Genomic DNA, 25,008 nt, shown 5'->3' on the forward strand with positions numbered 1-25,008 from the left:
GCATGCGCTCGCGTGCGTTGTGGGGTTCCCGCCCGCTAACCCAAGTCTTCAGAAACTTACAGAAAGAGATTAGGACCGATATGTCCAACGAATCTTCGCTTGGTTTGATGCGAATTGGCCTCGCCACCGCCGACGACATCCGTCGTTGGTCTTTTGGTGAGGTTAAGAAGCCCGAGACCATCAACTACCGTACCCTGAAGCCCGAGAAGGACGGCCTCTTCGACGAGCGTATCTTCGGCCCCACTAAGGACTGGGAGTGCTACTGCGGTAAGTACAAGCGCGTGCGCTTCAAGGGCATTGTGTGTGAGCGCTGTGGTGTTGAGGTGACCCGCTCTAAGGTACGTCGTGAGCGTATGGGTCACATTGAGCTGGCTGCTCCTGTTACCCACATTTGGTACTTCAAGGGTGTTCCTTCCCGCCTGGGTTACCTGCTGGATCTGGCTCCGAAGGACCTGGAGAAGGTCATTTACTTCGCTGCGTACATGATCACTAAGGTTGACGAGGAGGCTCGTCACGAGGATCTGCCGATGCTGCAGGCTGCTCACGATCGTGAGAAGCAGGAGCTTGAGGCTGCTCTGAACGCTGACGTGAACGCTATCAGCCGTGAGGTTGAGGCGGAGCTGGCTCGTATTGAGGCTGAGGGCGGCAAGGCTGCTGAGAAGCGTAAGCTGCGCGATAACGCTGAGCGTCAGCTCGCGTCGGTGCGTAAGCGCTACGAACGTGAGGCTGAGCACTTGGATCGTGTGTGGGATCGCTTCAAGAACCTGAAGGTCGCTGACCTTGAGGGTGATGAGGCTCTGTACCGTTCCATGATTGATAAGTACGGCCTGTACTTTGAGGGCGCTATGGGCGCAGAGGCTATTAAGAAGCGTCTGGAGTCCTTCGACCTGGAGGCTGAGGCTGAGGCTCTCAAGGAGATTATTCAGACCGGTAAGGGGCAGAAGAAGACCCGCGCTCTGAAGCGTCTGAAGGTTGTTAACGCCTTCCTGACCACTAACAACTCTCCGCTGGGTATGGTCCTGGATGTTGTTCCGGTTATTCCGCCGGAACTGCGCCCGATGGTTCAGCTGGACGGTGGCCGTTTCGCGACCTCCGACCTGAACGACCTGTACCGTCGTGTGATTAACCGTAACAACCGTTTGAAGCGTCTGCTGGAGCTGGGTGCTCCCGAGATTATCGTGAACAACGAGAAGCGTATGCTGCAGGAAGCCGTGGACTCGCTGTTCGATAACGGTCGTCGCGGTCGCCCGGTGACCGGCCCCGGTAACCGCCCCCTGAAGTCTCTGTCTGACATGCTGAAGGGTAAGCAGGGCCGTTTCCGTCAGAACCTGCTCGGTAAGCGTGTTGACTACTCGGGTCGTTCCGTGATTGTGGTTGGTCCTCAGCTGCAGATGCACCAGTGTGGTCTGCCCAAGCAGATGGCGCTGGAGCTGTTCAAGCCCTTCGTCATGAAGCGTCTGGTGGAGCTGAGCCACGCTCAGAACATTAAGAGCGCTAAGCGTATGGTTGAGCGTTTCCGCCCGCAGGTTTGGGACGTTCTGGAAGAGGTTATTGCTGAGCACCCGGTTCTGCTGAACCGTGCACCTACCCTGCACCGCCTCGGTATTCAGGCGTTTGAGCCGAAGCTGGTTGAGGGTAAGGCTATTCAGCTACACCCGCTGGTTTGCTCCGCGTTCAACGCTGACTTCGATGGTGACCAGATGGCAGTTCACCTGCCGCTGTCTCCCGAGGCTCAGGCTGAGGCTCGTATCCTCATGCTGTCCTCGAACAACATCCTGAAGCCGTCGGATGGCCGCCCTGTGGCTGTTCCTTCGCAGGATATGATCATTGGTCTGTTCCACCTGACGACTCCTCGCGATGGTCAGAAGAACGAGGGTCACGCATTCTCCTCGGTGTCTGAGGCTCTGATGGCGATGGATCGTCACGAGATTGAGCTGTACACCAAGGTGAAGATTCGCCTTGATGGTGACCAGTTTGTTGCTCCTGAGGGCTGGGAAGCTCCTGAGGGTTACAAGGCTGGCGACCCCGTGCTGCTGGACTGCACCGTTGGTCAGGTTCTGTTCAACCAGGCTCTGCCGAAGGATTACCCCTGGTTCTCCGGTGTGGCAGATAAGAAGGGCCTGGGTAGCCTGATTAACGATCTGGCTGAGCGCTACCCGATGGATGTTGTGGCTCGTGCTCTGGATAACCTGAAGAACTCCGGTTTCTACTGGGCTTCTCGTTCGGGCGTGACCGTGGCTGTTTCTGATATTGCTACTCCTGCTGAGAAGCCGGCAATTATGGAGCGCTACGAGAAGCAGGCTGCTGCAATTCAGGACGACTTTGAGATCGGTACCATCGATGACGAAGAGCGTCGTCAGGAGCTGATTAAGGTTTGGACCGAGGCTACCGACGTGGTTGCAGAGGCTATGCGTGAGAACTTGAGCTCTCACGGTGGTCTGAACACCATTTACCGTATGGTGACCTCCGGTGCACGTGGTAACTGGATGCAGGTCCGTCAGATTGCGGGTATCCGTGGTCTGGTGTCGAACCCGAAGGGTGAGATTATGCCTCGCCCGATTAAGTCCTCGTACCGTGAGGGCCTGTCGGTTCTGGAGTACTTCATCGCGACCCACGGTGCACGTAAGGGTCTGGCTGATACTGCGCTGCGTACCGCTAACTCGGGTTACCTGACTCGTCGTCTGGTGGACGTTTCGCAGGACGTTATCGTTCGCGAGCACGACTGTGGCACTCGCCGCGGTTTGGTTCTGCCTCTGATTGATGAGGATGGCGGTCTGCACCAGGATGTTGAGACTTCGATTCACGGTCGTACCCTTGCGGTTGACGTGAAGGACGAGGCTGGCAACGTTCTGGCTGCTGCTGGTTCCGATGTCTCTGATGAGCTCATTGAGAAGCTCTTCAAGGCAGGTGTGAAGGATGTTCGCGTCCGTTCGGTTCTGACCTGTGAGTCCGCTATTGGTGTGTGTGCACTGTGCTACGGTCGTTCGATGGCTTCGAACGTGCTGGTGGACATTGGTGAGGCTGTTGGTATTATTGCGGCTCAGTCGATTGGTGAGCCCGGTACCCAGCTGACCATGCGTACCTTCCACACCGGTGGTGTGGCTTCGGCTGACGATATTACTCAGGGTCTGCCCCGTATTCAGGAGCTGTTCGAGGCTCGTACCCCCAAGGGTGTTGCCCCGATTTCTGAGGTGTCTGGTCGCGTGACCATTGAGGATACCGAGAAGTCCTACAAGATTGTGGTGACCCCGGACGATGGTTCCGAGCCCCAGTCCTACACTGTTCTGCGTCGTGCGGCTTCTAAGCTGCAGAACGGCGATCACGTTCAGGTTGGCGATCAGCTGGCTACCGGTTCTGTTGATCCGAAGGAGGTTCTGCGTATTCGTGGTCCTCGTGAGGCTCAGAAGCACCTGGTGAGCGAGGTTCAGGGCGTGTACAAGTCGCAGGGTGTGGAAATCCACGACAAGCACGTTGAGGTTATTGTTCGCCAGATGCTGCGTCGCGTGACCGTGATTGAGTCCGGTGATACCGATCTTCTGCCTGGTGAGCTGGTTGATAACATTGCTTTCCAGACTGCTAACCGTAAGGCACTGGTTGAGGGTAAGAAGCCCGCAGCTGGCCGTCCGGAAATGATGGGTATTACCAAGGCTTCGCTGGCTACCGAGTCCTGGCTGTCGGCGGCCTCCTTCCAGGAGACCACCCGTGTCCTGACTCAGGCTGCTATGGAGGCGAAGACTGACCCGCTGCTCGGCCTGAAGGAGAACGTGATCATCGGTAAGCTGGTTCCCGCCGGTACCGGTCTGGCACGTTACAACGATATTGAGGTTGAGCCCAGCGCCCAGGCTACTGCTGAGCGTATGCAGGCTCTGGACACTTTCGGTGGTTACCAGAGCGCGTTCCAGATGGATAACGAGGTGTACACTTACGGCAACGGCGGCTTTATGGCTGTTTCGCTGGATGAGTACGGTCGTGGTCTGGACTAAGGCTTCTGCCGTGAGGGGTAGGTTGAGGGTTTAGAGCCCCGGCCTGGTCCTTGATAAAGAACGCGGATACTCGAGTTGTCTCGGGTATCCGCGTTTTTTGTTTCATGAGGAGGTGGAGGTTTCTTTTAAGCGTGGCTTTAATATTCTTTACCCTTCAATGTGAGGTTGTAGATTTTATGCCTAGTGGACGAATTTATTTATGAAAAAATCATTGGAGTGCATCATTTTTCATGATGAGAAAATTGCTTGACAGGGCAAGAAATTAGATGGCGGTCAAATATGCTAAATATCCCTAGAAACCGCACTAGAACTGCAATATATAGAATATTCACTCGTTTTTCTTTGGGGTATATATAGAATAAATGTTCTTGATTTGAACGATGCTAATTCAACTGGAAAGCCTTTTGACTAGGTTCTATTCTTGAAGGCATGCATATCACTCCAATCACTTCCGGACGGGTGACTACTAGCGGCACCCGACTGCCCTCCGGAACATCTCAATCTCAGATGCCTGAACAGAATTCCTCTTTGTCTGCAGGTGGGCAAAAGCGCTCCTCTGTCTTTTCGTGCTTTAAAGCACCCGTGCATTCTCTAACTCGCATTGGTGCTGCATGCCTCATTGCGGCATCCGCAATTCTTCCCGCTGGCCAGATTGCGACGGCAGCTCCTGCCTCTCAGAGCTCCAGTGCTACCCCCTACCTGGTTGGTGCAGGTGCGGCGGATATTACCGGTGAGCCCGGTGAGGTCGGCTTCATGGGTTACGGTGAGACCTCTCAGAAGGGTAGCGGTGTGCATACTCGCCAGTACGCACGCGCTTTCATTGCTGTGGATCGAGCCTCGGGTAAGCGCAACCTCATTGTTGTACTCGATACGTTGACCAGTTGGCAGTCTTTGCGTGATGAGCTGGTGAAGCGTATCCGCGCTGAGTTTGGTTCTGCGTACGATGAATCGAACATTATGATTACTGCAACCCACACTCACGCAACTCCTGGCGGTATCACGCACCAGAGCCTGTACAACATTACGACTCTGGGCTTCCATCAGGACACGTTTAATGCACAGGTAGATGGGTCACTGAAGGCGATTCGCCAGGCGACGAAGGACCTTTCACCCGGTAACCTGACGATTTCTTCTTCAAAGCTGACTGGTGTCGGTGTTAACCGTTCTCGCGAGGCGTTCAACCTGGACTCTCCTGAGATTCGCTCTAAGCTGCCCGGCGGTACCGATCCGACCAATATGACTCTGCGTCTGGAGCGTAACGGTAAGACTCGTGCGGTGTTGAACTGGTTCGCAATTCACCCGACGTCTTTGACCTCGAAGAACACCTTGATTTCGAGCGACAACAAGGGTTACGCGGAGTACCTGCTGGAGAACCAGGACCACGGTGTTGACCGCAATGTTCCTGGCAGTGGTGATGGCTTCGTAGCTGCATTTGCGAATGCTAATGCTGGTGATGTTTCTCCGAATACTTGGTTGAAGCCTGGTCAGGGTCCCACTAATGACCAGTTCAAGAATGTGAAGATTCAGGGTGAGAAGCAGGCTAATGCTGTGCGTTCTCAGCTCAAGAGCGCGGGTACTCCGGTGGGTAAGGGTCTGGATTCGCGTATTTCGTACTTCAATTTCTCGGGTATGAACGTGGATGCCAAGTACACCGGCAGTGGCCATAATGAGCGAACCTGTCAGGGCTTCCTGGGTACTCCGTTCGGTGCGGGGTCCACCGAGGATGGTGGCGGTGGCTGGGCTGTCTATAAGGAAGGCTCTGGTCGCCCCTCTATTTTGGGTACTTTGGTGTTCACTCCGAGTGCTGCGCAGACGCGTTGCCAGCAGCCGAAGGGCATTCTCTTCTCTGCAAAAAATGGAACGATCATTCAGGAAAAGTATCCGGTGCAGATTATGCGCTTCGGTGACTACTACCTGCTGGGTATGCCCGGTGAGTTCACCGGTGCGGTAGGTGTGCAGTATCGTCAGGATGCTGCCAAGCTCTTCGGTGTTCCCGAATCGCACATTATTCTGCAGGGCTACACCAACGCCTACGACCACTACGTGACGACTCCTGAGGAGTATGACTCCCAGCAGTATGAAGGCGGCGCGACCCTCTTTGGTCGTTACACCTCCAGCGCGTTCCGTCAGACCATTAATGTTGTTGGAACTTCGCTGAAGAACGGCACGCCGCTGGGTATTGGCGACCGTCCGAATGATCGTCGCCCGGTAGCCAGCCTGCAGGGTAAGGTTGTCTACGATACCCCGATGTTCGGCACTCGTTACGGTCAGGTGACCCAGCAGCCTCAGGATGCGATTGCTGGCCGCCAGGAAGTCTCTGCTCGTTTCGTGGGTGCGCACCCGAACAACAACATGCATCACGACGGTAGCTACTTTGTAATTGAGCGTCGTGTGGGTAATACCTGGAAGTACTATACTGCGGATAACAACCCGGACACTTTCTTTGAGTGGAAGCGTATCGGCATTTCTGCTTCTCAGGTGACGGTGCGTTGGAGTGTTCCGGCAAATACCCCTAAGGGTCAGTACCGCATCCGTTACTACGGTAATGCCAAGAAGAACTCAAAGACTATTACCCCGTTTGAGGGGCAGACTCGAGTCTTCCAGGTGGTGTAGCTCAGTAGCCGCCGCGGCAGACCTTATAACTGAATACTTTCTTGCGGGAGGCGGGCGCGGTTCTGTGCTCGCCTCCCGCAAGTATTGAAGCCGTCAAGAATCGTGTGTGTGATTCTTGGCGGCTTTCTGCTTGGATCGCCTCAGAGAAGGTGCAGGGGAGGGGCGAATCCCAACAATGTAATTTAAGTGAGGTAAATCATCAGCTTTTGCCCTTAGATGGGGGCTTAAAAGCAAAGAATCCCCGCTCTGGCGCTAGATTAAGCGGGATTTAACCTGTATAGTCTTATCCGAAGTACTTGAGCTCGGTGCACAAGGATCCACCCCCGGTGGGTTTACGCGGGATATTTCCCGAGGGCACGGGCATGATGAATCAATGGCAGTATGGATACCGTCCTTTGGCGTTGCTTTTTGCTGACGCCTAAATGCCATTTTTAAGTGTGCCCAAAAACTTTTTCACCTCTGATGGTGGGGAATTTTAGCCCTGAGAACTCGCCGAGATGTCGAGGAACCTATAGAAACCAACCGGATATGCATCCGAGCGTTTCTGATAACCGAGAGCACCCATCCAACGCGATGGGGGCCAGTAAGTTTATACGGGCTTCTCTAACGAGAAACCCGATCAAGCAACGGAGAAAACGTGCCTACTATTCAGCAGCTGGTCCGCAAGGGCCGGACTCCCAAGGTCGTTAAGACCAAGGCGCCCGCACTGAAGGGCAACCCCATGAAGCGTGGCGTGTGCACCCGTGTGTACACCACCACCCCGAAGAAGCCGAACTCGGCACTGCGTAAGGTCGCTCGTGTCAAGCTCAACGGCGGCGTCGAGGTTACCGCATACATCCCCGGTGAGGGTCACAACCTGCAGGAGCACTCGATTGTGCTCGTTCGCGGTGGTCGTGTGAAGGACCTCCCCGGTGTTCGCTACAAGATCGTTCGTGGCGCTCTGGATACCCAGGGTGTTAAGGGTCGCGGCCAGGCTCGCTCCCGCTACGGCGCTAAGAAGGAGAAGAAGTAATGCCTCGTAAGGGTCCCGCTCCCAAGCGTCCCCTCGTAAACGATCCTGTTTACGGTTCCGCTCTGGTCACCCAGCTGATCAACAAGGTTCTGCTGGACGGCAAGAAGTCCGTCGCAGAGCGCATCGTCTACGGTGCCCTGGAGGGTGTCGAGAAGAAGACCGGTTCTGACCCGGTCGCAACCCTGAAGAAGGCTATGGACAACATTAAGCCTTCTCTCGAGGTTCGCTCCCGCCGCGTTGGCGGTGCAACCTACCAGGTTCCGGTTGAGGTTCGCCCCGGCCGGTCCACCGCTCTGGCTCTTCGCTGGCTCGTTGGCTTCTCCAAGCAGCGCCGCGAGAAGACCATGACTGAGCGTCTGATGAACGAGATCCTGGATGCATCCAATGGTCTCGGTGCCGCTGTGAAGCGTCGCGAGGACACTCACAAGATGGCCGAGTCCAACAAGGCCTTCGCACACTACCGCTGGTAATTCTCCGTTTAGAGCCTGCCGAGTCGATTCGAGTCGGCAGGCTTTCGGAGTATCTCATTTAGGGAGAATAACGTGGCACTTGACGTGTTCACCGACCTTAACAAGGTCCGCAACATCGGTATTATGGCGCACATCGACGCCGGTAAGACCACCACCACTGAGCGCATTCTGTTCTACACCGGTATTAACCACAAGATTGGTGAGACTCACGACGGCGCTTCCACCATGGACTGGATGGCTCAGGAGCAGGAGCGAGGTATTACCATTACCTCCGCAGCAACCACCTGCTTCTGGAAGGACAACCAGATCAACATTATCGACACCCCCGGTCACGTCGACTTCACCGTTGAGGTTGAGCGCTCCCTGCGCGTCCTCGACGGCGCAGTTGCTGTGTTCGACGGCAAGGAAGGTGTTGAGCCCCAGTCTGAGACCGTTTGGCGCCAGGCTGACAAGTACGATGTCCCCCGTATCTGCTTCGTCAACAAGATGGACAAGATGGGTGCTGACTTCTACTTCACCGTTCAGACCATCATCGACCGCCTGGGCGCACGTCCGCTGGTTGTTCAGCTCCCCATCGGCGCTGAGAGCGACTTCCTCGGTGTTGTTGACCTGCTCGAAATGAAGGCATACGTCTGGCCCGGCGACGCCAAGGGTGACGTGAGCATGGGTGCTTCTTACGAGGTTCAGGACATTCCTGCTGACCTGGTTGAGAAGGCTGAGCAGTACCGCGCTGAGCTGGTTGAGGCTGTTGCTGAGTCCAGCGAAGAGCTCATGGAGAAGTACCTCGAAGAGGGCGAACTGACTATCCCCGAGATTAAGTCGGGTATCCGTCAGCTTGTTATCTCCGGCGAGGCATTCCCCGTTCTCTGCGGTTCTGCATTCAAGAACCGCGGTGTTCAGCCCATGCTGGACGCTGTGATTGAGTACCTGCCCTCCCCGCTGGACGTTCCGGACGTTGTCGGTTCCAACCCCTCCAACGAGGAAGAGAAGCTGACCCGTAAGGCATCCGCAGACGAGCCCTTCGCAGCACTGGCGTTCAAGGTTGCAGCTCACCCGTTCTACGGTCAGCTGACCTACACCCGTGTTTACTCCGGTGTTGCAGCTCAGGGCCAGCAGGTTCTGAACTCCACCAAGGGTAAGAAGGAGCGCATCGGTAAGCTCTTCCAGATGCACTCCAACAAGGAGAACCCGGTTGAGGAGATTACCGCAGGTCACATTTACGCTGCGATTGGTCTGAAGGACACCACCACCGGTGACACCCTGTGCGACCCCGCACACCCGATCGTTCTCGAGTCGATGACCTTCCCCGATCCCGTGATTTTCGTGGCTATCGAGCCCAAGACCAAGGGTGACCAGGAGAAGATGTCCACCGCTATCCAGAAGCTTTCCGCTGAGGACCCCACCTTCACCGTTTCGCTGAACGAAGAAACCGGTCAGACCGAAATTGGTGGTATGGGTGAGCTGCACCTGGACATCATCGTTGACCGTATGAAGCGCGAGTTCAAGGTTGAGGCTAACGTTGGTAAGCCTCAGGTTGCTTACCGCGAGACCATCAAGAAGGCAGTCGAGAAGGTCGACTACACCCACAAGAAGCAGACCGGTGGTTCCGGTCAGTTCGCAAAGGTGCAGGTCTCCTTCGAGCCCCTGCCCCTGGATGGCGAAGAGCTGTACCTGTTCGAGGACAAGGTCACCGGTGGCCGCGTTCCTCGCGAGTACATCCCCTCGGTCGATGCTGGTATCCAGGACGCTATGAAGTTCGGTGTCCTCGCTGGCTACCCGATGGTGGGCGTGAAGGCAACCCTGATTGACGGTGCTTACCACGACGTCGACTCCTCCGAAATGGCGTTCAAGATCGCTGGTTCGATGGTCTTCAAGGAAGGCGCTAAGCGCGCTAACCCGGTCCTACTCGAGCCGCTGATGGACGTTGAGGTTCGTACCCCCGAGGAGTACATGGGCGACGTTATCGGCGACCTGAACTCCCGCCGTGGCCAGGTTCGTTCCATGGAGGACGCATCCGGCGTTAAGATCATCAAGGCTATCGTGCCCCTGACCGAAATGTTCGGTTACATTGGCGACCTGCGTGGCAAGACCCAGGGTCGTGCAGTGTTCTCGATGGCATTCGATAGCTACGGCGAGGTTCCCAAGAACGTCGCTGACGAGATCATCCAGAAGAGCCGCGGCGAGTAATTTTCGCGTCTCACCCGTGGGCCACGGGCTAAAAACCTGTGGCCCACGCTAAAATTTTCAATTAAATCCATTATTGAGAGCATGAACAGTTTCATCTCTGCGGCGTAATCCGCTATTGTAGACGCTAGACCGTTTTATAACGGGATGCGCCGGAGCGAAGATCCGCGTGCATGTTTTCAATCGTTCTAGGAGGAACACTCTTGGCTAAGGCTAAGTTCGAGCGCTCCAAGCCTCACGTTAACGTCGGTACCATTGGTCACGTTGACCACGGTAAGACCACCCTGACCGCAGCAATCTCCAAGGTTCTGGCTGACAAGTACCCGGACCTGAACGAGAAGCGCGACTTCGGTATGATCGACTCCGCTCCCGAGGAGCGCCAGCGCGGTATTACCATTAACATTGCTCACATCGAGTACCAGACCGAGAAGCGCCACTACGCACACGTTGACGCTCCCGGCCACGCTGACTACGTCAAGAACATGATTACCGGTGCGGCTCAGATGGACGGCGCAATCCTCGTGGTTGCAGCTACCGACGGCCCCATGGCACAGACCCGCGAGCACGTTCTGCTCGCTCGCCAGGTTGGCGTCCCCACCCTGCTGGTTGCACTGAACAAGGCAGACATGGTTGACGACGAAGAGCTCCTCGACCTCGTCGAGATGGAGGTCCGTGACCTCCTCTCCTCGCAGGAGTTCGACGGCGACAACGCTCCCGTTGTTCGCGTTTCCGCACTGAAGGCTCTCGAAGGCGACCCCGAGTGGGTTGCTAAGGTCGAGGAGCTCATGGACGCAGTCGACACCTACATTCCGGACCCCGTGCGTGAGAAGGACAAGCCCTTCCTCATGCCCATCGAGGACGTCTTCACCATCACCGGTCGTGGCACCGTTGTTACCGGTCGTGCAGAGCGCGGTACCCTGAAGATCAACTCCGAGGTCGAGATCGTCGGTATCCGTCCGATCCAGAAGACCACCGTTACCGGTATCGAGATGTTCCACAAGCAGCTCGACGAAGCATGGGCAGGCGAGAACTGTGGTCTGCTGCTGCGTGGTCTGAAGCGTGACGATGTTGAGCGTGGTCAGGTTGTCGTGGAGCCGGGCTCCATCACCCCCCACACCGAGTTCGAGGCAAACGTCTACATCCTCTCCAAGGATGAGGGTGGCCGTCACAACCCCTTCTACTCCAACTACCGTCCTCAGTTCTACTTCCGTACTACTGACGTGACCGGCGTTATCACCCTCCCCGAGGGCACCGAGATGGTTATGCCCGGTGACAACACCGAGATGACCGTTACCCTGATCCAGCCCATCGCAATGGAAGAGGGCCTCGGCTTCGCTATCCGTGAGGGTGGCCGCACCGTTGGTTCGGGTCGCGTTACCAAGATCATCAAGTAATTGCCGTAAATTTACGACAATTCGCTAAAGATTTGCCGGAGAGAAAACTCTCCATCAGGTAGCGATACTCAAGGACCCCCGCATCTGCGGGGGTCCTTTTGTTATGCCCATTTTGGCCTGTTGAGGACTCTGCCGAAGCAGAGAAAGCGGCATTATCAGCAGGGCTGCTAAAGTACAGCTCTGGGCGTTCTCGGTCCCCTTTAGCAGTCGCTCAAGACTTCTGAGTGGGGAAACTGCGTAGTAATAGCGGAAGTTCACGTTGCATTCGTAACGATAGAAATCCCCCTGCGGCGGCATGGCAAGTCCGTACCTTCTAGCTGTAAATCCTGAACTCCTGGATATGGAAAGAGCACGGGTAGGTGAATGACTGCCTGATCTGTTTAGAGATTTGCAGACCTCAGAAAGAACCTGGTCATGTGGACCGGCTTGCGGCGGGGGAGCGTCTAAAGACCCTGCAGATAGGAATATAAGATCTGCGGACAAAGAAAAACGGTTCCCAGCCCGAAGGCTGGGAACCGCGATTCGAATGACTGCCCCTCGTAAGGGACATAGGTAATCCTACTACAGAATGCCGCAGGAATAGAACCTATACCTGCAACAGGTTAGATATTCTCCCCGTCACGAGGCTGGTATCCCTGCTGAGGAACCGGAGGCAGCGGCATCTGGACATTACCCTGGGTGTACCTGCCTTGCTGATTCTGAGGCTGTGAGAAATCCCCAAGCTGCTCAGAATCCTGGTGCGGAGCTACTGCATCCTGCTTGTTCTGTCGCACCAGCAGACGCCAGATAACGCCGGCAATGAGCAGAATAGAGATGATCAGCAGGGTCAGCGGGTTCAGACCGTTGAGCAAAATTGCCAGGTCGAGGGTGACTAGCGCAGTTGCGATATAGGTCCATACCCGGTCGAGCAGCAGAGCGCTCAGGAGAGTCAGGGCAATACCGAGTACCAACACCACGATATCCGGACCATCAGCGGGAACTGCCCACGTTACCAGGGTGAGGAACACCTGCAGACCCAAAGCCCAGTACAGAGGAGAATCCGATACCTGCGTATCTACAGGCCTCTTTGCGATGAAGTTCTTGAGAACCTTGGCTGCCACAACAGCCAGCAGAATCAGGAGAGCAACCTCAAGAATGACGCTCAGGGGGTTGGACTTCGAGTAATCAATGACCAGACGGGCGATGAAGAGGCTGAACGCCGTGGTGCAGACAATCGGCAGGTTCTTCGCCTTGGTGACAGATACGAAGGACAGAGCACCCAGACCCCAGAGAAGTGCGTTGAGCTCCACCTGCCTGGGCTCAAAAACCAACCCAACGAAGGTGTAGAATCCCAGCACCGCCAGAGCGGGAATCATCAGCAGCGTATTGACCGGTGCATAGATACCCTGGCTCAGGGGACGGCGAGACATGAAACGCGCGTAGGGGGCACCCAGCGGGCCGTGCATCGGCAAATCAACCATCGTATTACCGGCCGGAACAGCGATGCGAGGACGAACATTTGCCCTCACACCGAAGACCTCAACCGGGAGCGTGACCTTCAGAACGAACAGGATGATGACGGCAATCAGAGCGTAGTAGCCCAGAAGAGTCATCTCCATTGTGCTTTCCCTCGTGTTGAAGAGATTCCACAGAGCACCGATGCAGAAAGTCGTGATGCTGATGGAGGCACCAATCTGCATGCGGGAGACCCTGAAGATAAGGGCAAGCACCCATACAGAGATGAAGATAGCAGGAGTTGCTACCGCGAACAGAAGATTATCAAAATCGCCAATGAAACGGCCTACGCTCAGGATAGAACCAAGAGTAAAGAAAGTCGCTGCTGCGTATGCCTCGTAGTTTCGCTTGGAGTACGCGTAGAGTAGCACGCTGCACAGCGCCTGAACCGCCAGCAGGGCAAGTACGAGGAAGTCTACAAGCGATTCCTTCATATTGCCGCTGATAGCGAGCAGAATGACAGACCAGCAGATGGGGAATCGTGCAACGGTGAGTAGTTCCGAACGAATCGAAGAGCCAGCCGGCATAAAGAAACCAAGCGCACCGTAGACGACGGTCAGGAGCGACGGCAGTGCTACAGCGATGTACTCCTTCTGCAAGTCGTACAGCAGGTAGTGTCGCGAGCCAATCGTCGCGATAAGCAGAGTCGAGTAGAACGCGATACGGACAAACATGACAAGCGTGGAGCGGAAGGACCCAACGTCCGAAAGTCGCAACGCGCGAGCCAGAATAAGAGCGCCCAGCACGCTCAAGAAGAGGACGGCACCCGAGAAGAGAGGGAAACCAATCCAGAATCGGCCATGCGCTCCGCCATCAGCATGGTTAGCTACGTACCCGACGAAGAGAGCAAAAACGCCCAAGAAGAGGTAGACCGACATCTCTACAAGACGGTAGCTTGCGTTCTGCGCTGCAACGCCCTGAGAGAGGACAAAAGTCAGTAGCGCAATAACGGCGCAGACCAACGCAAACATCAAAAGCGACTCAGAAGTCTGCATCTCAGGAATGAGAGCGAGGAAGAGTTGAATCATACCAATGGCATAACCGATGTTGCTCAGTACCGCTCCAGCGGTACGTGCCTCAGGGGCCTTAGCACTGACCAGATAGATGACTACTGCCGCGGTAAAGAAGAGGTAGAAAGTACCCTGATTGCCGGGGGACGCGTACATGCCAACAACTGGAATGAGCGCTACAAAACTCATGAGTAGCAGAGGCTGGATTGCCTTGCGGTACAGCAAGAAACTCACAATGCAGAGGACACCAATAACCCAGGGGGCAGGGAAGATACCTTGATTACCTTCTGCATAAGGAAGGAAAGCGCTCCAGCGCGTTGCGTATACAGGGCTATCGGCAGCATGAGCAGTGAAGAAGGCATCAATGAGAGCGAAGAAAGAGAAGAACACGCCGACGCATGCGTCAATTGCCGGCAACCACTCTATCTTGCGAGCGGGTTGGTGAAGAGATTCCTTCGCCCATGGGATAGACGGGGTGCTTTGCAGCTGCTTGAGCTGTTCATCGGCAGCAGGAGCGGAACCAGCAATAGTCTTCTGCAGACGAGGAATAAATACGTAGGCAGAAATCAGGTTAACAACCAGAACAGAGACGAAGAAGATGCTGGGGAACCACGGGCCGTGATCCGAGTCCATGATGAAGGAGAGAATGGATGCAATAGGGTAGATGCGTGCCTGGGCGTAGTAATCCGCCGTACCGTTCAGCCAGGTGAACAGAATGGCATGCACAGACATGACTGCAAACGCAATACCCGCATCCGTGTAGCTCAGATCGTTGGTGAAGAAGAAAATAGCGATGGCAGTAGCCGGAACAAAAATGCGGGAAGAATCAACAAGACCTTCGCGGATGCCCTTCGGAGCAGCATTCGGGGCAAAATGCAGAACCAAACCCAGAACGGTGGCAACCGCAGTCAGTGAAACAAAATACCAAACGAAAGGCAGAGCCGCTACCTTCGTAGCCGCCAATGAATCCGAAACAATGAACGAAATCAGCAGGTACGCCATCACGCGGTTACGCATGAGGGCACAGGCACCAACAATGGCTGCAGTGCCAACCAGAGACGTGAGAAGCCAGACGTAGCGTCCTTCAGCCCAAATCTTGAGGACATAGGCAGCAAGGCCAGTCAGAGGAATAAACGCAAGACCGGTTGCTGCAAAAGAGTAGGAGGCAATACGCAGGCGCTCTACGAAACGGTAGGTGAGCAGACCGGCTCCGTAGAAGACGACTGCTCCAAGCGCCATTGCGAGGACACGGAAGATAGCCGTTTCATCCTGAGAAGACGTCACAGAGGTGACAAAAAGACCCGCAGCACCGATGAGCAGGAGCGAACCGATGTACAGAACAATATTGAGGAAGATGTCCTCATTGACCCGGCGGCGCTGCGCAGGAGGCTGAGGATACGGACCCGACAGGGATGGGGGAACGTACAGACCGAGACCTTGCGGCTGGACATGCTGAGGGCTCTGAGATGAAGAGTGAGAGCTAGAGGATGCCTGATGAGGTTGTGTCGGCTGAGACATGGTTTCTCCTTAGGCTGTAGTGATACTTCTACGATACGAGAGTCTTTAGACCTAAAAGCTTTATTACGAGCAATAAAGCGCATGGAACTTACTGAAAGTAGATTGAAAGCTCCCTGAGAGTTGCATTCAGGGAAGTGCCTCAAATTGACAGAGACAGTTAAGTGTTCTTAAGCACTTAACTCGTGTTTGTATTGCGTAAGCGCTCTATCTCTGAGAGAATTGACGACGTTGTCAAAGCGTCTACCTGCACTAAAGGTAGGCCCACGTATGACCCGGTCCGAAGGATGACGGGACGAGTTTGTCTAGAAAATAGGCGACACGCCCGAGTTCGGGGGTCGGTACTCAGGCGGGGTGAGGAACCCGGCAAAGCCGGATTCAGTCCGTTCTGAGTGGCGCACGTGATGAATATATCGCGTTCCTTAAGCGCTATAACAAAGGGGCAAAAGCTCCGATACAGGGAATACATCAAGAAAGAGAGTCCGACAGATGGCGGGACAGAAAATCCGCATCCGTCTGAAGTCCTATGACCACGAGGTCATCGATTCTTCGGCACGGAAAATCGTCGAAACGGTAAAGGGCGCAGGCGCAACTGTAGTTGGCCCCGTGCCGCTGCCGACCGAGAAGAACGTTTACTGTGTTATCCGTTCTCCCCACAAGTACAAGGACAGCCGCGAGCACTTCGAGATGCGTACGCACAAGCGTCTGATCGACGTTGTTGATCCGACCCCCAAGGCTGTTGATGCCCTCATGCGTCTCGACCTGCCGGCAGACGTAAACATCGAGATCAAGCTGTAGAGGATCGCATCTAATGACTAACAAATTCGAGCGCCAGGTGAAGGGCCTGCTGGGCACCAAGCTCGGCATGACCCAGGTCTGGGACGAGGACGGCAAGTTCGTGCCCGTCACCGTCGTCAAGGCTGATTCTAACGTTGTTACCCAGATCCGTAACCAGGAAACTGACGGCTACGAAGCTGTTCAGATCGGTTTCGGTGCAATCGACTCTCGCAAGGTTACCAAGCCCCTGGCTGGTCACTTCGAGAAGGCCGGTGTTACCCCCCGTCGCCACATCGTCGAGCTGCGTACCGCAGATGCTTCTGAGTATTCCCTCGGTCAGGAACTGACCGTTGAGCTCTTCGAAGCAGGCCAGAAGGTCGACGTCGTTGGTAAGACCAAGGGTAAGGGCTTCGCAGGTGTTATGAAGCGTCACGGCTTCAAGGGTGTTGGCGCGTCTCACGGTCAGCACAAGAACCACCGTAAGCCCGGTTCCATCGGTGGCGCATCCTACCCCGCACGCGTGTTCAAGGGTATGCGCATGGCTGGCCGTATGGGCGCAGCACGTCACACTACCTTGAACCTGACTATCCAGGGTGTGGACGCAGAGAACAATGTCCTGCTGATCAAGGGCGCAATCCCCGGTCCCAAGGGCGGCGTTGTTCTGGTTCGTACCGCTGTGAAGGGAGCCTAATACATCATGGCTGTTAAGACCCTTAAGGTAGACCTGCCCGCAGAGATTTTCGACGCGCAGGCATCCGTGCCCCTGCTGCACCAGGTTGTCGTTGCACAGCTCGCTGCTGCACGCCAGGGCACCCACAAGACCAAGAACCGCGGCGAGGTTTCCGGTGCAGGCCGTAAGCCCTTCAAGCAGAAGGGTACCGGTAACGCACGTCAGGGCTCCATCCGTGCACCGCACATGACCGGCGGTGGCGTTGTTCACGGTCCGACCCCGCGTAACTACGCACAGCGCACCCCCAAGAAGATGATCGCCGCTGCACTGCGCGGTGCTCTCTCCGACCGCGCTCGTCACGACCGCGTCCACGTTGTCGAGAACTTCATCTCTGGTGAAACCCCCTCGACCAAGGCTGCAAAGGCTGCATTCGCAGCTATCACCGAGCGCAAGAACATCCTTCTTGTGATTGCTCGTGCAGAGGACGTTGTGGCTCTGTCCGCACGTAACCTGGAGAACGTCCACGTTCTGTACGCAGATCAGCTCAACACCTACGATGTGCTGGTTTCTGACGACGTGGTCTTCACCAAGGCAGCATTCGACGCATTCGTTGCTGCAGCTCAGAAGAAGGAGGGCGCTAAGTAATGAGCGTTTCCACCAAGTCTGTATACGACGTGATCATCGCTCCCGTCGTTTCCGAGAAGAGCTACGGTCAGCTCGACGAAGGTAAGTACACCTTCGAGGTCGCTACCGATTCCAACAAGCTGGAAATCAAGCAGGCCATCGAGAAGATCTTTGACGTCAAGGTTGCTTCCGTCAACACCATCAACCGTCAGGGCAAGCGCAAGCGCACCCGTTTCGGTTGGGGCGCTCGCAAGAACACCAAGCGTGCGATTGTGACCCTCAAGGAAGGCACCATCGACATCTTCGGCGGTCCGCAGGCATAAGCCCCGCGGAGACCACTTTAACGAAGGAAGAAATATCTAAATGGGTATTCGTAAGTACAAGCCGACGACCCCGGGTCGCCGCGGTTCGAGCGTTGCTGATTTCTCCGAGATCACCCGCTCCACCCCGGAAAAGTCCCTGCTTCGTCCGCTTCACAAGACCGGCGGCCGTAACAACACCGGCCGCATCACCACCCGTCACAAGGGTGGCGGCCACAAGCGCCAGTACCGTCTGATCGACTTCCGTCGTCACGACAAGGACGGCGTGAACGCACGCGTTGCACACATCGAGTACGATCCCAACCGTACCGCTCGCATCGCACTGCTGCACTACTTCGATGGTTCCAAGCGCTACATCATCGCTCCGAACAAGCTCGCTCAGGGCGACATCGTCGAGTCCGGCCCCGCAGCTGACATCAAGCCCGGTAACAACCTGCCCCTGCGCAACATCCCCGTTGGTACCGTGATTCACTGTGTTGAGCTCCGTCCCGGTGGCGGCGCAAAGCTGGCTCGCTCCGCAGGTGCTTCTGTACAGCTGGTTGCGAAGGAAGGCAAGTACGGTCAGCTCCGTCTGCCCTCCGGCGAAATCCGCAACGTGGATGTTCGTTGCCGCGCAACCGTTGGTGAAGTTGGCAACGCTGAGCAGTCCAACATCAACTGGGGTAAGGCAGGCCGTAACCGCTGGAAGGGCATCCGCCCGACCGTCCGTGGTGTGGTCATGAACCCGGTTGACCACCCGCACGGTGGTGGTGAAGGTAAGACCTCCGGTGGTCGTCACCCGGTTAACCCCAACGGTAAGCCCGAGGGTCGTACCCGTCGTCCCAACAAGGAAAGCGACAAGCTCATCGTTCGTCGCCGTCGTACTGGCAAGAAGCGCTAAGGAGCCTGAAACATGCCTCGTAGTTTGAAGAAGGGCCCTTTCGTTGATCAGCACCTCTACCTGAAGGTTGCAGCTCAGAACGAGAAGGGCACCAAGAACGTAATCAAGACTTGGTCGCGTCGCTCGATGATTATCCCCGACATGCTCGGTCACACCATCGCAGTGTACGACGGTCGCAAGCACGTGCCGGTGTTCATCACCGAGTCGATGGTTGGTCACAAGCTCGGTGAGTTTGCTCCGACCCGCACTTTCCGCAGCCACGTGAAGGACGACCGTAAGGGCAAGCGTCGCTAATCGGTTCACACCGATAAGCTAACGTTTCCCTTTCGGCAATAGACGAAAGAGAGATAGGCAATGGAAGCCAAGGCATCAGCGCGTTTCGTTCGCGTTACGCCTATGAAGGCCCGCCGTGTCGTCAACCTGATCCGTGGTAAGCAGGCGGAAGAGGCTCTGGCGATTCTGAAGTTCGCCCCCCAGGCAGCTTCGGAACCGGTATACAAGATCGTTGCTTCGGCAGTAGCTAACGCTCGTCAGAAGGCGACCCAGCAGGGTCTGCCCTTCCGCGAGGAAGAGCTGTTCATTAGCGAAGCATTCGTGAACGAGGGCCCGACCATGAAGCGCATTCAGCCCCGCGCTCAGGGTCGCGCATACCGAATCAACAAGCGCACCAGCCACATCACCGTGGTAGTTGCTACCCCGGAGAAGGAGGAGGACCGCTAAATGGGTCAGAAAATTCACCCGAACGGTTTCCGACTGGGCATCACCACTGACCACGTCTCCAAGTGGTTCGCTGATTCCAACAAGCCCGGCGAGCGTTACGCTGACTTCGTCCGCGAGGACGTAAAGATCCGCGAGCTGCTGGCAAAGAACCTGGATCGCGCAGGCGTTGCAAAGGTCGAGATCGAGCGTACCCGTGACCGCGTGCGTGTGGACATCCACACCGCTCGTCCCGGTATCGTGATTGGCCGCCGTGGCGCAGAAGCAGACCGCATCCGCTGCGAGCTCGAGAAGCTCACCAACAAGCAGATTCAGCTGAACATCCTCGAGGTTGCTAACCCCGACCTCTCCGCTCAGCTGGTTGCACAGAGCATCGCAGAGCAGCTCGCATCGCGTGTTGCATTCCGCCGTGCAATGAAGAAGGCAATCCAGTCCGCGCAGCGTGCAGGCGCAAAGGGTATCCGTATCCAGTGCTCCGGCCGTCTGGGTGGCGCTGAAATGTCCCGTTCCGAGTTCTACCGCGAAGGCCGTGTGCCCCTGCACACCCTGCGTGCGAACATCGACTACGGCTTCTTCGAGGCTAAGACCACCTTCGGTCGCATCGGCGTGAAGGTCTGGATCTACAAGGGCGACCTGACCGACAAGGAGCTGGCAGCTCAGCAGGCAGCAAACAACCGCCGTGGCAACCGCCGCGATGGTGACCGCCGCCGCCAGGGCAACCGTGGTCCTCGTCGCGAGCGCCGCAACGAGAACGCTTCGGCAAAGGTCGAGGCCAAGACTGCAGAGAACGGTGAGGCATAAATGCTTATTCCCCGTCGAGTAAAGTACCGCAAGCAGCACCACCCCAAGCGTAGTGGTCTCGCAAAGGGCGGCACCGAGGTTAGCTTCGGTGAGTGGGGCATTCAGGCCCTGTCGCCCGCATACGTGACCAACCGCCAGATTGAGGCTGCACGTATCGCAATGACCCGTCACATCAAGCGTGGCGGTAAGGTCTGGATCAACATTTATCCCGACCGTCCGCTGACCAAGAAGCCCGCTGAAACCCGTATGGGTTCCGGTAAGGGTTCGCCCGAGTGGTGGGTCGCAAATGTCAAGCCGGGTCGAGTCATGTTTGAACTCTCCGGTGTGTCCGAAGAAGTGGCTCGCGAGGCAATGCGCCTGGCAATCCACAAGCTCCCGATGAAGGCACGTGTTGTGCGTCGCCGCGAAGGTGGTGAATAAGCGAGATGGCAGTAGGATCCAAGGACCTGAGCATCGATAAGCTCGCAGAGCTCTCCAACGAAGAGCTGGCTGCAAAGCTGAGCGAAGCGAAGAAGGAACTCTTCAACATCCGCTTCCAGGAAGTCACCGGTCAGGCTAACGCAGGTCGTCGCCGCACTATCAAGCGCGACATCGCACGTATCTACACCGTGCTGCGTGAGCGCGAGCTCGGTATTCGTCCCGCAACTGAAGGTGAGTCCAAGTGAGTGAAGTAAAGAACGAAGAGCGCGGCTACCGCAAGACCCGCCGCGGCTACGTTGTCTCCGACAAGATGGACAAGACCGTTGTCGTCGAGGTCGAGGACCACGTGAAGCACGCACTGTACGGCAAGGTCGTTCGCCGTAGCTCCAAGATCAAGGCACACGATGAGCAGAACGCTGCTGGCATCGGTGACCTCGTTCTGATTGCAGAGACCCGTCCGCTGTCCGCTTCCAAGCGCTGGCGTATCGTGGAGATCATCGAGAAGGCTAAGTAAGCCCTTTTCATGACTCTCTGCTAGAGCAGTAAAAGAACCCCTCTCCTACTTCGGTGGGAGAGGGGTTCTTTATGTTTTAACCTTTGTTAGGGAAAACTAGGGCGGGCGCCCTATGACATGGGCTAATAACAGATGCTAAGACAATATCTGTCATAAATGTCTTGATATGTCATACGAGAAAACAATATTTTTCTCTCGCGTTGATGGCGCAATCCACGAGTAGATGCTACTAGAGAAGAAAGCGCATGTGGAGGCGGAATTAGGGCGAAAAAATGAAAAGTAATACGTGAGTAAGGCGCCTGGGGACTGCGGAATCCGATGAGCAGCACTTGAAAACAACCTGATTAGGGACTTATTATCAACTTTATAGTTGCTTAGCATAACCTTGCCTAATAATCAGTCGAGTGGCTTTGCACCTTCCGGAGGTTGCACGACCTTTGGAGAAGTACCACTACACATCATTGAGGATCATCATGACTTCTTCACCCAAGCCCTCACGTAAGCTGCTCGCCATTGCTGGCGCACTTTCCGTTGTTGCAGGCTCTTTCGCAGCCGTTCCCGCTACCTTTGCGGCAAACATCTCCGCATCCGTTCCCGGCGGGAACTCCCAGAACTCCACTGAGGAATGCCGCCACATTGTAGTGAGCGCTACCCAGTACCAGGGCCTGCCCGGCCAGTACCAGCTTGCGTACTCGGCAGCAACCTCCTCCCTCTACACTTCCTTCTCCTCAGGCCGCCCGCCGGTACTGACCGGTGGCGTCGGCACCTGGAACGTTGCATCCACCCCGAGCCTTGCCACTGTCTACCAGTTCCCGACCACCGACTTCACCGCACGTGGTGCTACCGCACCGACCGGTAAGCAGATCGAATCTCCCTACGGTATCGCCTACGACGAAGCAACCGGATACGTATGGGTGACCCAGACCCGCGTCAACAAGATATCTGTCTTCGATCCCGCGACCAACAAGATTATCTGGAGCAGCGCAGAAGGCGACGTCAACCACCCTCGTGAGGTACGCATCGACCCCTCCAGCGGCAAGGTCTTTGTATCTGGCTCCGGCGGCATTAGTGTCTTCGACACCACTCGGCACGCCCTGGTCAAGAAGATTGAATTCACCGACGCCAAGGGCGAATCTGACATCGCAATGAACATGCACGTGGACTCCGCTGATGGCAAGCTCTACGTGCCCTCCTTGAGCGCCGGCACCGTGAAGGTAATCGACACCAAGAGCTACGAGGTTGAGAAGACCATTCAGCTGCACAAGGAAAATGCTGAAGCTGCTCTGAACCCCTCGGACGTCACTATCGACAAGTCCCTGAAGGAAATCTACGTCAGCTCCCAGGGTGACCGTAAGGGCGCTAACTCCGCTATCACTGTCTACGACCTGGAAACTGGTGCCTACAAGAAGACCATTCCTTTCGGCAACCAGGCCCTCGCCCTCGCCTCCGACGAAGCCCGTGACCTGCTGTACGTGACCGATTACGGCACCGGCAACGTCGGTGTTGTTGATGCACGAACCGGCACCGTTATTTCTCAGGTGTCTACCGGTGCGACCAGCGGCGCAAATGATGTTCTGGTCACTGCAGACGGCAGTGTATACGCTGTAGCACGCAGCATCGAAGGCGCTTCCGCTATCGAAACCGACTACACCATCGATAAGACCACCGGCGAATACCGCACCTCTAGCACCGAGCCCAAGGGCAAGGACAACGCAGACTCCCCGATTACTCCCGGCGTCATGGTGAAGATCAACACCACCGTTGAAACCACCGCGAAGCCTGCTGCACAGACTTCTTCTGAAGAACTGGTGAAGACCTACGCCGACGGCGCTAAGCTCTACGCCGTGAAGGACTGGACCACCGGTGAAACCCTGAAGCTGCGTGGCGAAGGTTTCAAGACTCAGGACGGTTCAAAGGGCTCCGTACTCGCAGTCAAGCTGAACAAGGGCCGCATCTCCGCGAAGGAAGAGCCGAAGCTCAACGGTGCTGAGGGCAACAGCGCCGGCGTCTGGGCGTACATCCAGGCAGATGAGAATGGTAACTTCACCGCTGAGCTGCCGTACCCGACCACTGAAAACTCCAACCTGAAGGAAAACCTGAAGAGCGGCGATAAGGTATCTGTCTTCCTGCTCTCCGGCTCCATGGTTGAAGGCGATACCGCACGTGGTGGTGAAGCGCTCTCCGCAACTGTTGCAGAGAAGAAGGCAGACACCGCTACGACCTGCGCGCCGGCAGAAACTACCCAGGTCGCTGCTGCTCCCTCTGGCGTGATTACCACTTACCCCGCCGGCACTAAGCTGAGCCTGCCTGATAGCAACGAGCCCACCCCGGCTCCGAGTGAGTCTGCTAAGCCTGAGCCGACCACCCCGGCTCCGAGTGAGTCTGCTAAGCCTGAGCCGACCACCCCGGCTCCGAGCGAGTCTGCTAAGCCTGAGCCGACCACTCCCGCTCCGAGCGAGTCCGCAAAGCCCGAGCCCAGCACCCCGGCACCCTCCGAAAGTGCAGAGTCCAATGAAGTTGTACACGAGTACAAGGACGGCGCTAAGGTTTACTTCCCCAAGACCTGGGACGGCCAGAAGCTGACCTTCCGTGGTGAAGGCTTCAAGACTCGGGATGGCAAGGGCTCCATTATCGCCGTCAAGCTGAACAAGGGCGCTATTTCTGCGAAGGAAGAGCCTAAGCTCGAAGGCGTTGAAGGCAACAGTGCAGGCGTCTGGGCTTACATCAAGGCGGACGAAAACGGTAACTTCACCGCAACTATCGACCGCCCCACCGTCGCAAACTCTAACCTGACTGAAGAACTGAAGACCGGCGATAGCGTTGCTATCTACCTGCTCTCCGGTTCTCTGGCAGAGAACGATAACGCGCGTGGTGGCGTCGCCGTAGAGTACACCTTCAGCACTGAGAACCATGTACCTGCGCCGAAGGTCTCTGAACCGAAGGCATCCGAGTCGGCTAACGCACCTGTAACTAACCCCTCTGCTGCTCCGTCTGCACCTGCAGATTCTAAGGAACAGGCAAAGGACCAGCCTGCTAAGGATCAGTCCAAGGCTCCCGTGGACTCTATGAATTCCGAGACCCAGAAGAAGGACAACACCGCCCCGAAGACCTCCGGATCTTCGTCGCAGAACGTCACCTCTTCCAGCAATGGCTCGACCTCTTCGAACTCCTCGAAGTCTTCACTGGCTAACACCGGTGCTTCGGGCGTCGTCATTGCAGCCGGAATTGGTGTTCTTGCACTGGTTGTTGGCGCAACTGTGCTGGTAGCACGTCGCCGCAAGGCATAGTCCGTACCCCACGGCAGCCCACGATACTACCGCTCGGTAGTAGCTAAAGAGGCAGAGCGGGATCTACTAGATATTCAAGAACCCGATTGACTCTCTGAAACTGCCGATACAAACTGAAAGGGGCGGTACCCATCGAAGCGATGGGTACCGCCCCTTTCAGTTTGCATATATGCCTGTTATATAGGCGGAAGGTCTAGACCAGGGTTAGAAGTAGTAGCTGGGATGGGGAAGGGAATGAATGAGAGAAAAGGGGAAGCGCCCCCTCTGCACTCGCTCGCCCATATTTGACGAGTTAACAGCCCCAAAGAATGAAATGTAGGGTT

Annotated in this window: 19 protein-coding genes; 18 read left to right on the forward strand and 1 reads right to left on the reverse strand. The window is 56.1% G+C overall.

The annotated features are described in order from the left end of the window. Nucleotides 1-80: 80 nt before the first annotated feature. The 6 genes from HMPREF2928_RS02340 to tuf all read left to right on the forward strand — a co-directional run bounded on the left by HMPREF2928_RS02340 (nt 81) and on the right by tuf (nt 11,656). A complete protein-coding gene (locus HMPREF2928_RS02340; RefSeq protein WP_070687283.1) occupies nt 81-3,983 on the forward strand; it encodes a DNA-directed RNA polymerase subunit beta' in 3,903 nt (1,300 codons plus the stop codon). A gap of 582 nt (nt 3,984-4,565) precedes the next feature. Then, nucleotides 4,566-6,596: a neutral/alkaline ceramidase gene (locus HMPREF2928_RS02345; protein ID WP_070687284.1), complete on the forward strand. Its 2,031-nt coding sequence runs from the start codon at nt 4,566-4,568 to the stop codon at nt 6,594-6,596. Between the two features lie 637 nt (nt 6,597-7,233). Beyond that, complete coding sequence (gene rpsL, locus HMPREF2928_RS02350) at nt 7,234-7,608, forward strand: 30S ribosomal protein S12 (RefSeq protein ID WP_005504939.1); 375 nt, start codon at nt 7,234-7,236, stop codon at nt 7,606-7,608. Further along, a complete protein-coding gene (gene rpsG / locus HMPREF2928_RS02355; RefSeq protein WP_005504941.1) occupies nt 7,608-8,078 on the forward strand; it encodes a 30S ribosomal protein S7 in 471 nt (156 codons plus the stop codon). Before rpsL ends, rpsG begins: the two co-directional genes overlap by 1 nt. Nucleotides 8,079-8,150: 72 nt before the next feature. Further along, nucleotides 8,151-10,265 carry an elongation factor G gene (fusA, locus tag HMPREF2928_RS02360; RefSeq protein WP_005508395.1) on the forward strand — a complete coding sequence of 705 codons (2,115 nt, stop codon included), beginning with the start codon at nt 8,151-8,153 and terminating at the stop codon, nt 10,263-10,265. A gap of 200 nt (nt 10,266-10,465) precedes the next feature. Continuing rightward, complete coding sequence (gene tuf / locus HMPREF2928_RS02365; RefSeq protein ID WP_005508397.1) at nt 10,466-11,656, forward strand: elongation factor Tu; 1,191 nt, start codon at nt 10,466-10,468, stop codon at nt 11,654-11,656. Between the two features lie 602 nt (nt 11,657-12,258). Here tuf and HMPREF2928_RS02375 read toward each other — a convergent pair. After that, entirely contained in the window at nt 12,259-15,678 is a 3,420-nt protein-coding gene (locus tag HMPREF2928_RS02375) for a Fe2+/Zn2+ uptake regulation protein (protein ID WP_070687285.1), read from the reverse strand. Nucleotides 15,679-16,164: 486 nt separating this feature from the next. On the opposite strand from HMPREF2928_RS02375, the gene rpsJ reads away from it, so the two are divergent. From rpsJ to HMPREF2928_RS02435, 12 genes are all read left to right on the forward strand, one after another. Continuing rightward, complete coding sequence (rpsJ, locus tag HMPREF2928_RS02380) at nt 16,165-16,473, forward strand: 30S ribosomal protein S10 (protein WP_004005287.1); 309 nt, start codon at nt 16,165-16,167, stop codon at nt 16,471-16,473. Nucleotides 16,474-16,486: 13 nt separating this feature from the next. After that, nucleotides 16,487-17,143 (forward strand): 50S ribosomal protein L3, encoded by a 657-nt coding sequence (rplC, locus tag HMPREF2928_RS02385; protein ID WP_005504955.1) that lies wholly within the window; start codon nt 16,487-16,489, stop codon nt 17,141-17,143. Between the two features lie 6 nt (nt 17,144-17,149). Then, nucleotides 17,150-17,767 carry a 50S ribosomal protein L4 gene (gene rplD, locus HMPREF2928_RS02390; protein ID WP_005504957.1) on the forward strand — a complete coding sequence of 206 codons (618 nt, stop codon included), beginning with the start codon at nt 17,150-17,152 and terminating at the stop codon, nt 17,765-17,767. Next, entirely contained in the window at nt 17,767-18,069 is a 303-nt protein-coding gene (gene rplW / locus HMPREF2928_RS02395; protein ID WP_005504959.1) for a 50S ribosomal protein L23, read from the forward strand. Before rplD ends, rplW begins: the two co-directional genes overlap by 1 nt. Nucleotides 18,070-18,109: 40 nt before the next feature. Further along, nucleotides 18,110-18,946, forward strand: coding sequence for a 50S ribosomal protein L2 (rplB, locus tag HMPREF2928_RS02400; RefSeq protein WP_005504961.1), 837 nt, complete (start codon nt 18,110-18,112; stop codon nt 18,944-18,946). Between the two features lie 12 nt (nt 18,947-18,958). Continuing rightward, entirely contained in the window at nt 18,959-19,240 is a 282-nt protein-coding gene (gene rpsS, locus HMPREF2928_RS02405; RefSeq protein ID WP_004005282.1) for a 30S ribosomal protein S19, read from the forward strand. A gap of 60 nt (nt 19,241-19,300) precedes the next feature. After that, nucleotides 19,301-19,666 (forward strand): 50S ribosomal protein L22, encoded by a 366-nt coding sequence (gene rplV, locus HMPREF2928_RS02410; protein WP_005504964.1) that lies wholly within the window; start codon nt 19,301-19,303, stop codon nt 19,664-19,666. Beyond that, nucleotides 19,667-20,464, forward strand: a complete 798-nt coding sequence (gene rpsC / locus HMPREF2928_RS02415; RefSeq protein WP_070687286.1) for a 30S ribosomal protein S3 — start codon at nt 19,667-19,669, stop codon at nt 20,462-20,464. It abuts the gene before it with no gap. Continuing rightward, nucleotides 20,465-20,884 carry a 50S ribosomal protein L16 gene (rplP, locus tag HMPREF2928_RS02420; protein ID WP_005504968.1) on the forward strand — a complete coding sequence of 140 codons (420 nt, stop codon included), beginning with the start codon at nt 20,465-20,467 and terminating at the stop codon, nt 20,882-20,884. Nucleotides 20,885-20,889: 5 nt separating this feature from the next. After that, complete coding sequence (gene rpmC / locus HMPREF2928_RS02425) at nt 20,890-21,129, forward strand: 50S ribosomal protein L29 (RefSeq protein ID WP_005504969.1); 240 nt, start codon at nt 20,890-20,892, stop codon at nt 21,127-21,129. Beyond that, nucleotides 21,126-21,398 (forward strand): 30S ribosomal protein S17, encoded by a 273-nt coding sequence (rpsQ, locus tag HMPREF2928_RS02430; protein ID WP_005508401.1) that lies wholly within the window; start codon nt 21,126-21,128, stop codon nt 21,396-21,398. The genes rpmC and rpsQ overlap by 4 nt, the downstream gene beginning before the upstream one ends. A 473-nt stretch (nt 21,399-21,871) precedes the next feature. Further along, nucleotides 21,872-24,685, forward strand: a complete 2,814-nt coding sequence (locus tag HMPREF2928_RS02435) for an LPXTG cell wall anchor domain-containing protein (protein ID WP_070687287.1) — start codon at nt 21,872-21,874, stop codon at nt 24,683-24,685. Nucleotides 24,686-25,008: the final 323 nt, after the last annotated feature.

Origin of the sequence: Rothia sp. HMSC072B04 (assembly GCF_001813725.1) — a bacterium.
Classification (GTDB): domain Bacteria; phylum Actinomycetota; class Actinomycetes; order Actinomycetales; family Micrococcaceae; genus Rothia; species Rothia mucilaginosa.

What these genes read in the sequence shown, in the direction of transcription:
- rplC (WP_005504955.1), top strand. Translation starts at nt 16,487, where the DNA reads ATGACTAACAAATTCGAGCGCCAGGTGAAGGGCCTGCTGGGCACCAAG.
- HMPREF2928_RS02435 (WP_070687287.1), top strand. Translation starts at nt 21,872, where the DNA reads ATGACTTCTTCACCCAAGCCCTCACGTAAGCTGCTCGCCATTGCTGGC.
- rplD (WP_005504957.1), top strand. Translation starts at nt 17,150, where the DNA reads ATGGCTGTTAAGACCCTTAAGGTAGACCTGCCCGCAGAGATTTTCGAC.
- rplV (WP_005504964.1), top strand. Translation starts at nt 19,301, where the DNA reads ATGGAAGCCAAGGCATCAGCGCGTTTCGTTCGCGTTACGCCTATGAAG.
- rplW (WP_005504959.1), top strand. Translation starts at nt 17,767, where the DNA reads ATGAGCGTTTCCACCAAGTCTGTATACGACGTGATCATCGCTCCCGTC.
- rpsS (WP_004005282.1), top strand. Translation starts at nt 18,959, where the DNA reads ATGCCTCGTAGTTTGAAGAAGGGCCCTTTCGTTGATCAGCACCTCTAC.
- rpsC (WP_070687286.1), top strand. Translation starts at nt 19,667, where the DNA reads ATGGGTCAGAAAATTCACCCGAACGGTTTCCGACTGGGCATCACCACT.
- HMPREF2928_RS02340 (WP_070687283.1), top strand. Translation starts at nt 81, where the DNA reads ATGTCCAACGAATCTTCGCTTGGTTTGATGCGAATTGGCCTCGCCACC.
- rpmC (WP_005504969.1), top strand. Translation starts at nt 20,890, where the DNA reads ATGGCAGTAGGATCCAAGGACCTGAGCATCGATAAGCTCGCAGAGCTC.
- rpsG (WP_005504941.1), top strand. Translation starts at nt 7,608, where the DNA reads ATGCCTCGTAAGGGTCCCGCTCCCAAGCGTCCCCTCGTAAACGATCCT.
- rplB (WP_005504961.1), top strand. Translation starts at nt 18,110, where the DNA reads ATGGGTATTCGTAAGTACAAGCCGACGACCCCGGGTCGCCGCGGTTCG.
- HMPREF2928_RS02375 (WP_070687285.1), bottom strand. Translation starts at nt 15,678, where the DNA reads ATGTCTCAGCCGACACAACCTCATCAGGCATCCTCTAGCTCTCACTCT.
- rpsJ (WP_004005287.1), top strand. Translation starts at nt 16,165, where the DNA reads ATGGCGGGACAGAAAATCCGCATCCGTCTGAAGTCCTATGACCACGAG.
- rplP (WP_005504968.1), top strand. Translation starts at nt 20,465, where the DNA reads ATGCTTATTCCCCGTCGAGTAAAGTACCGCAAGCAGCACCACCCCAAG.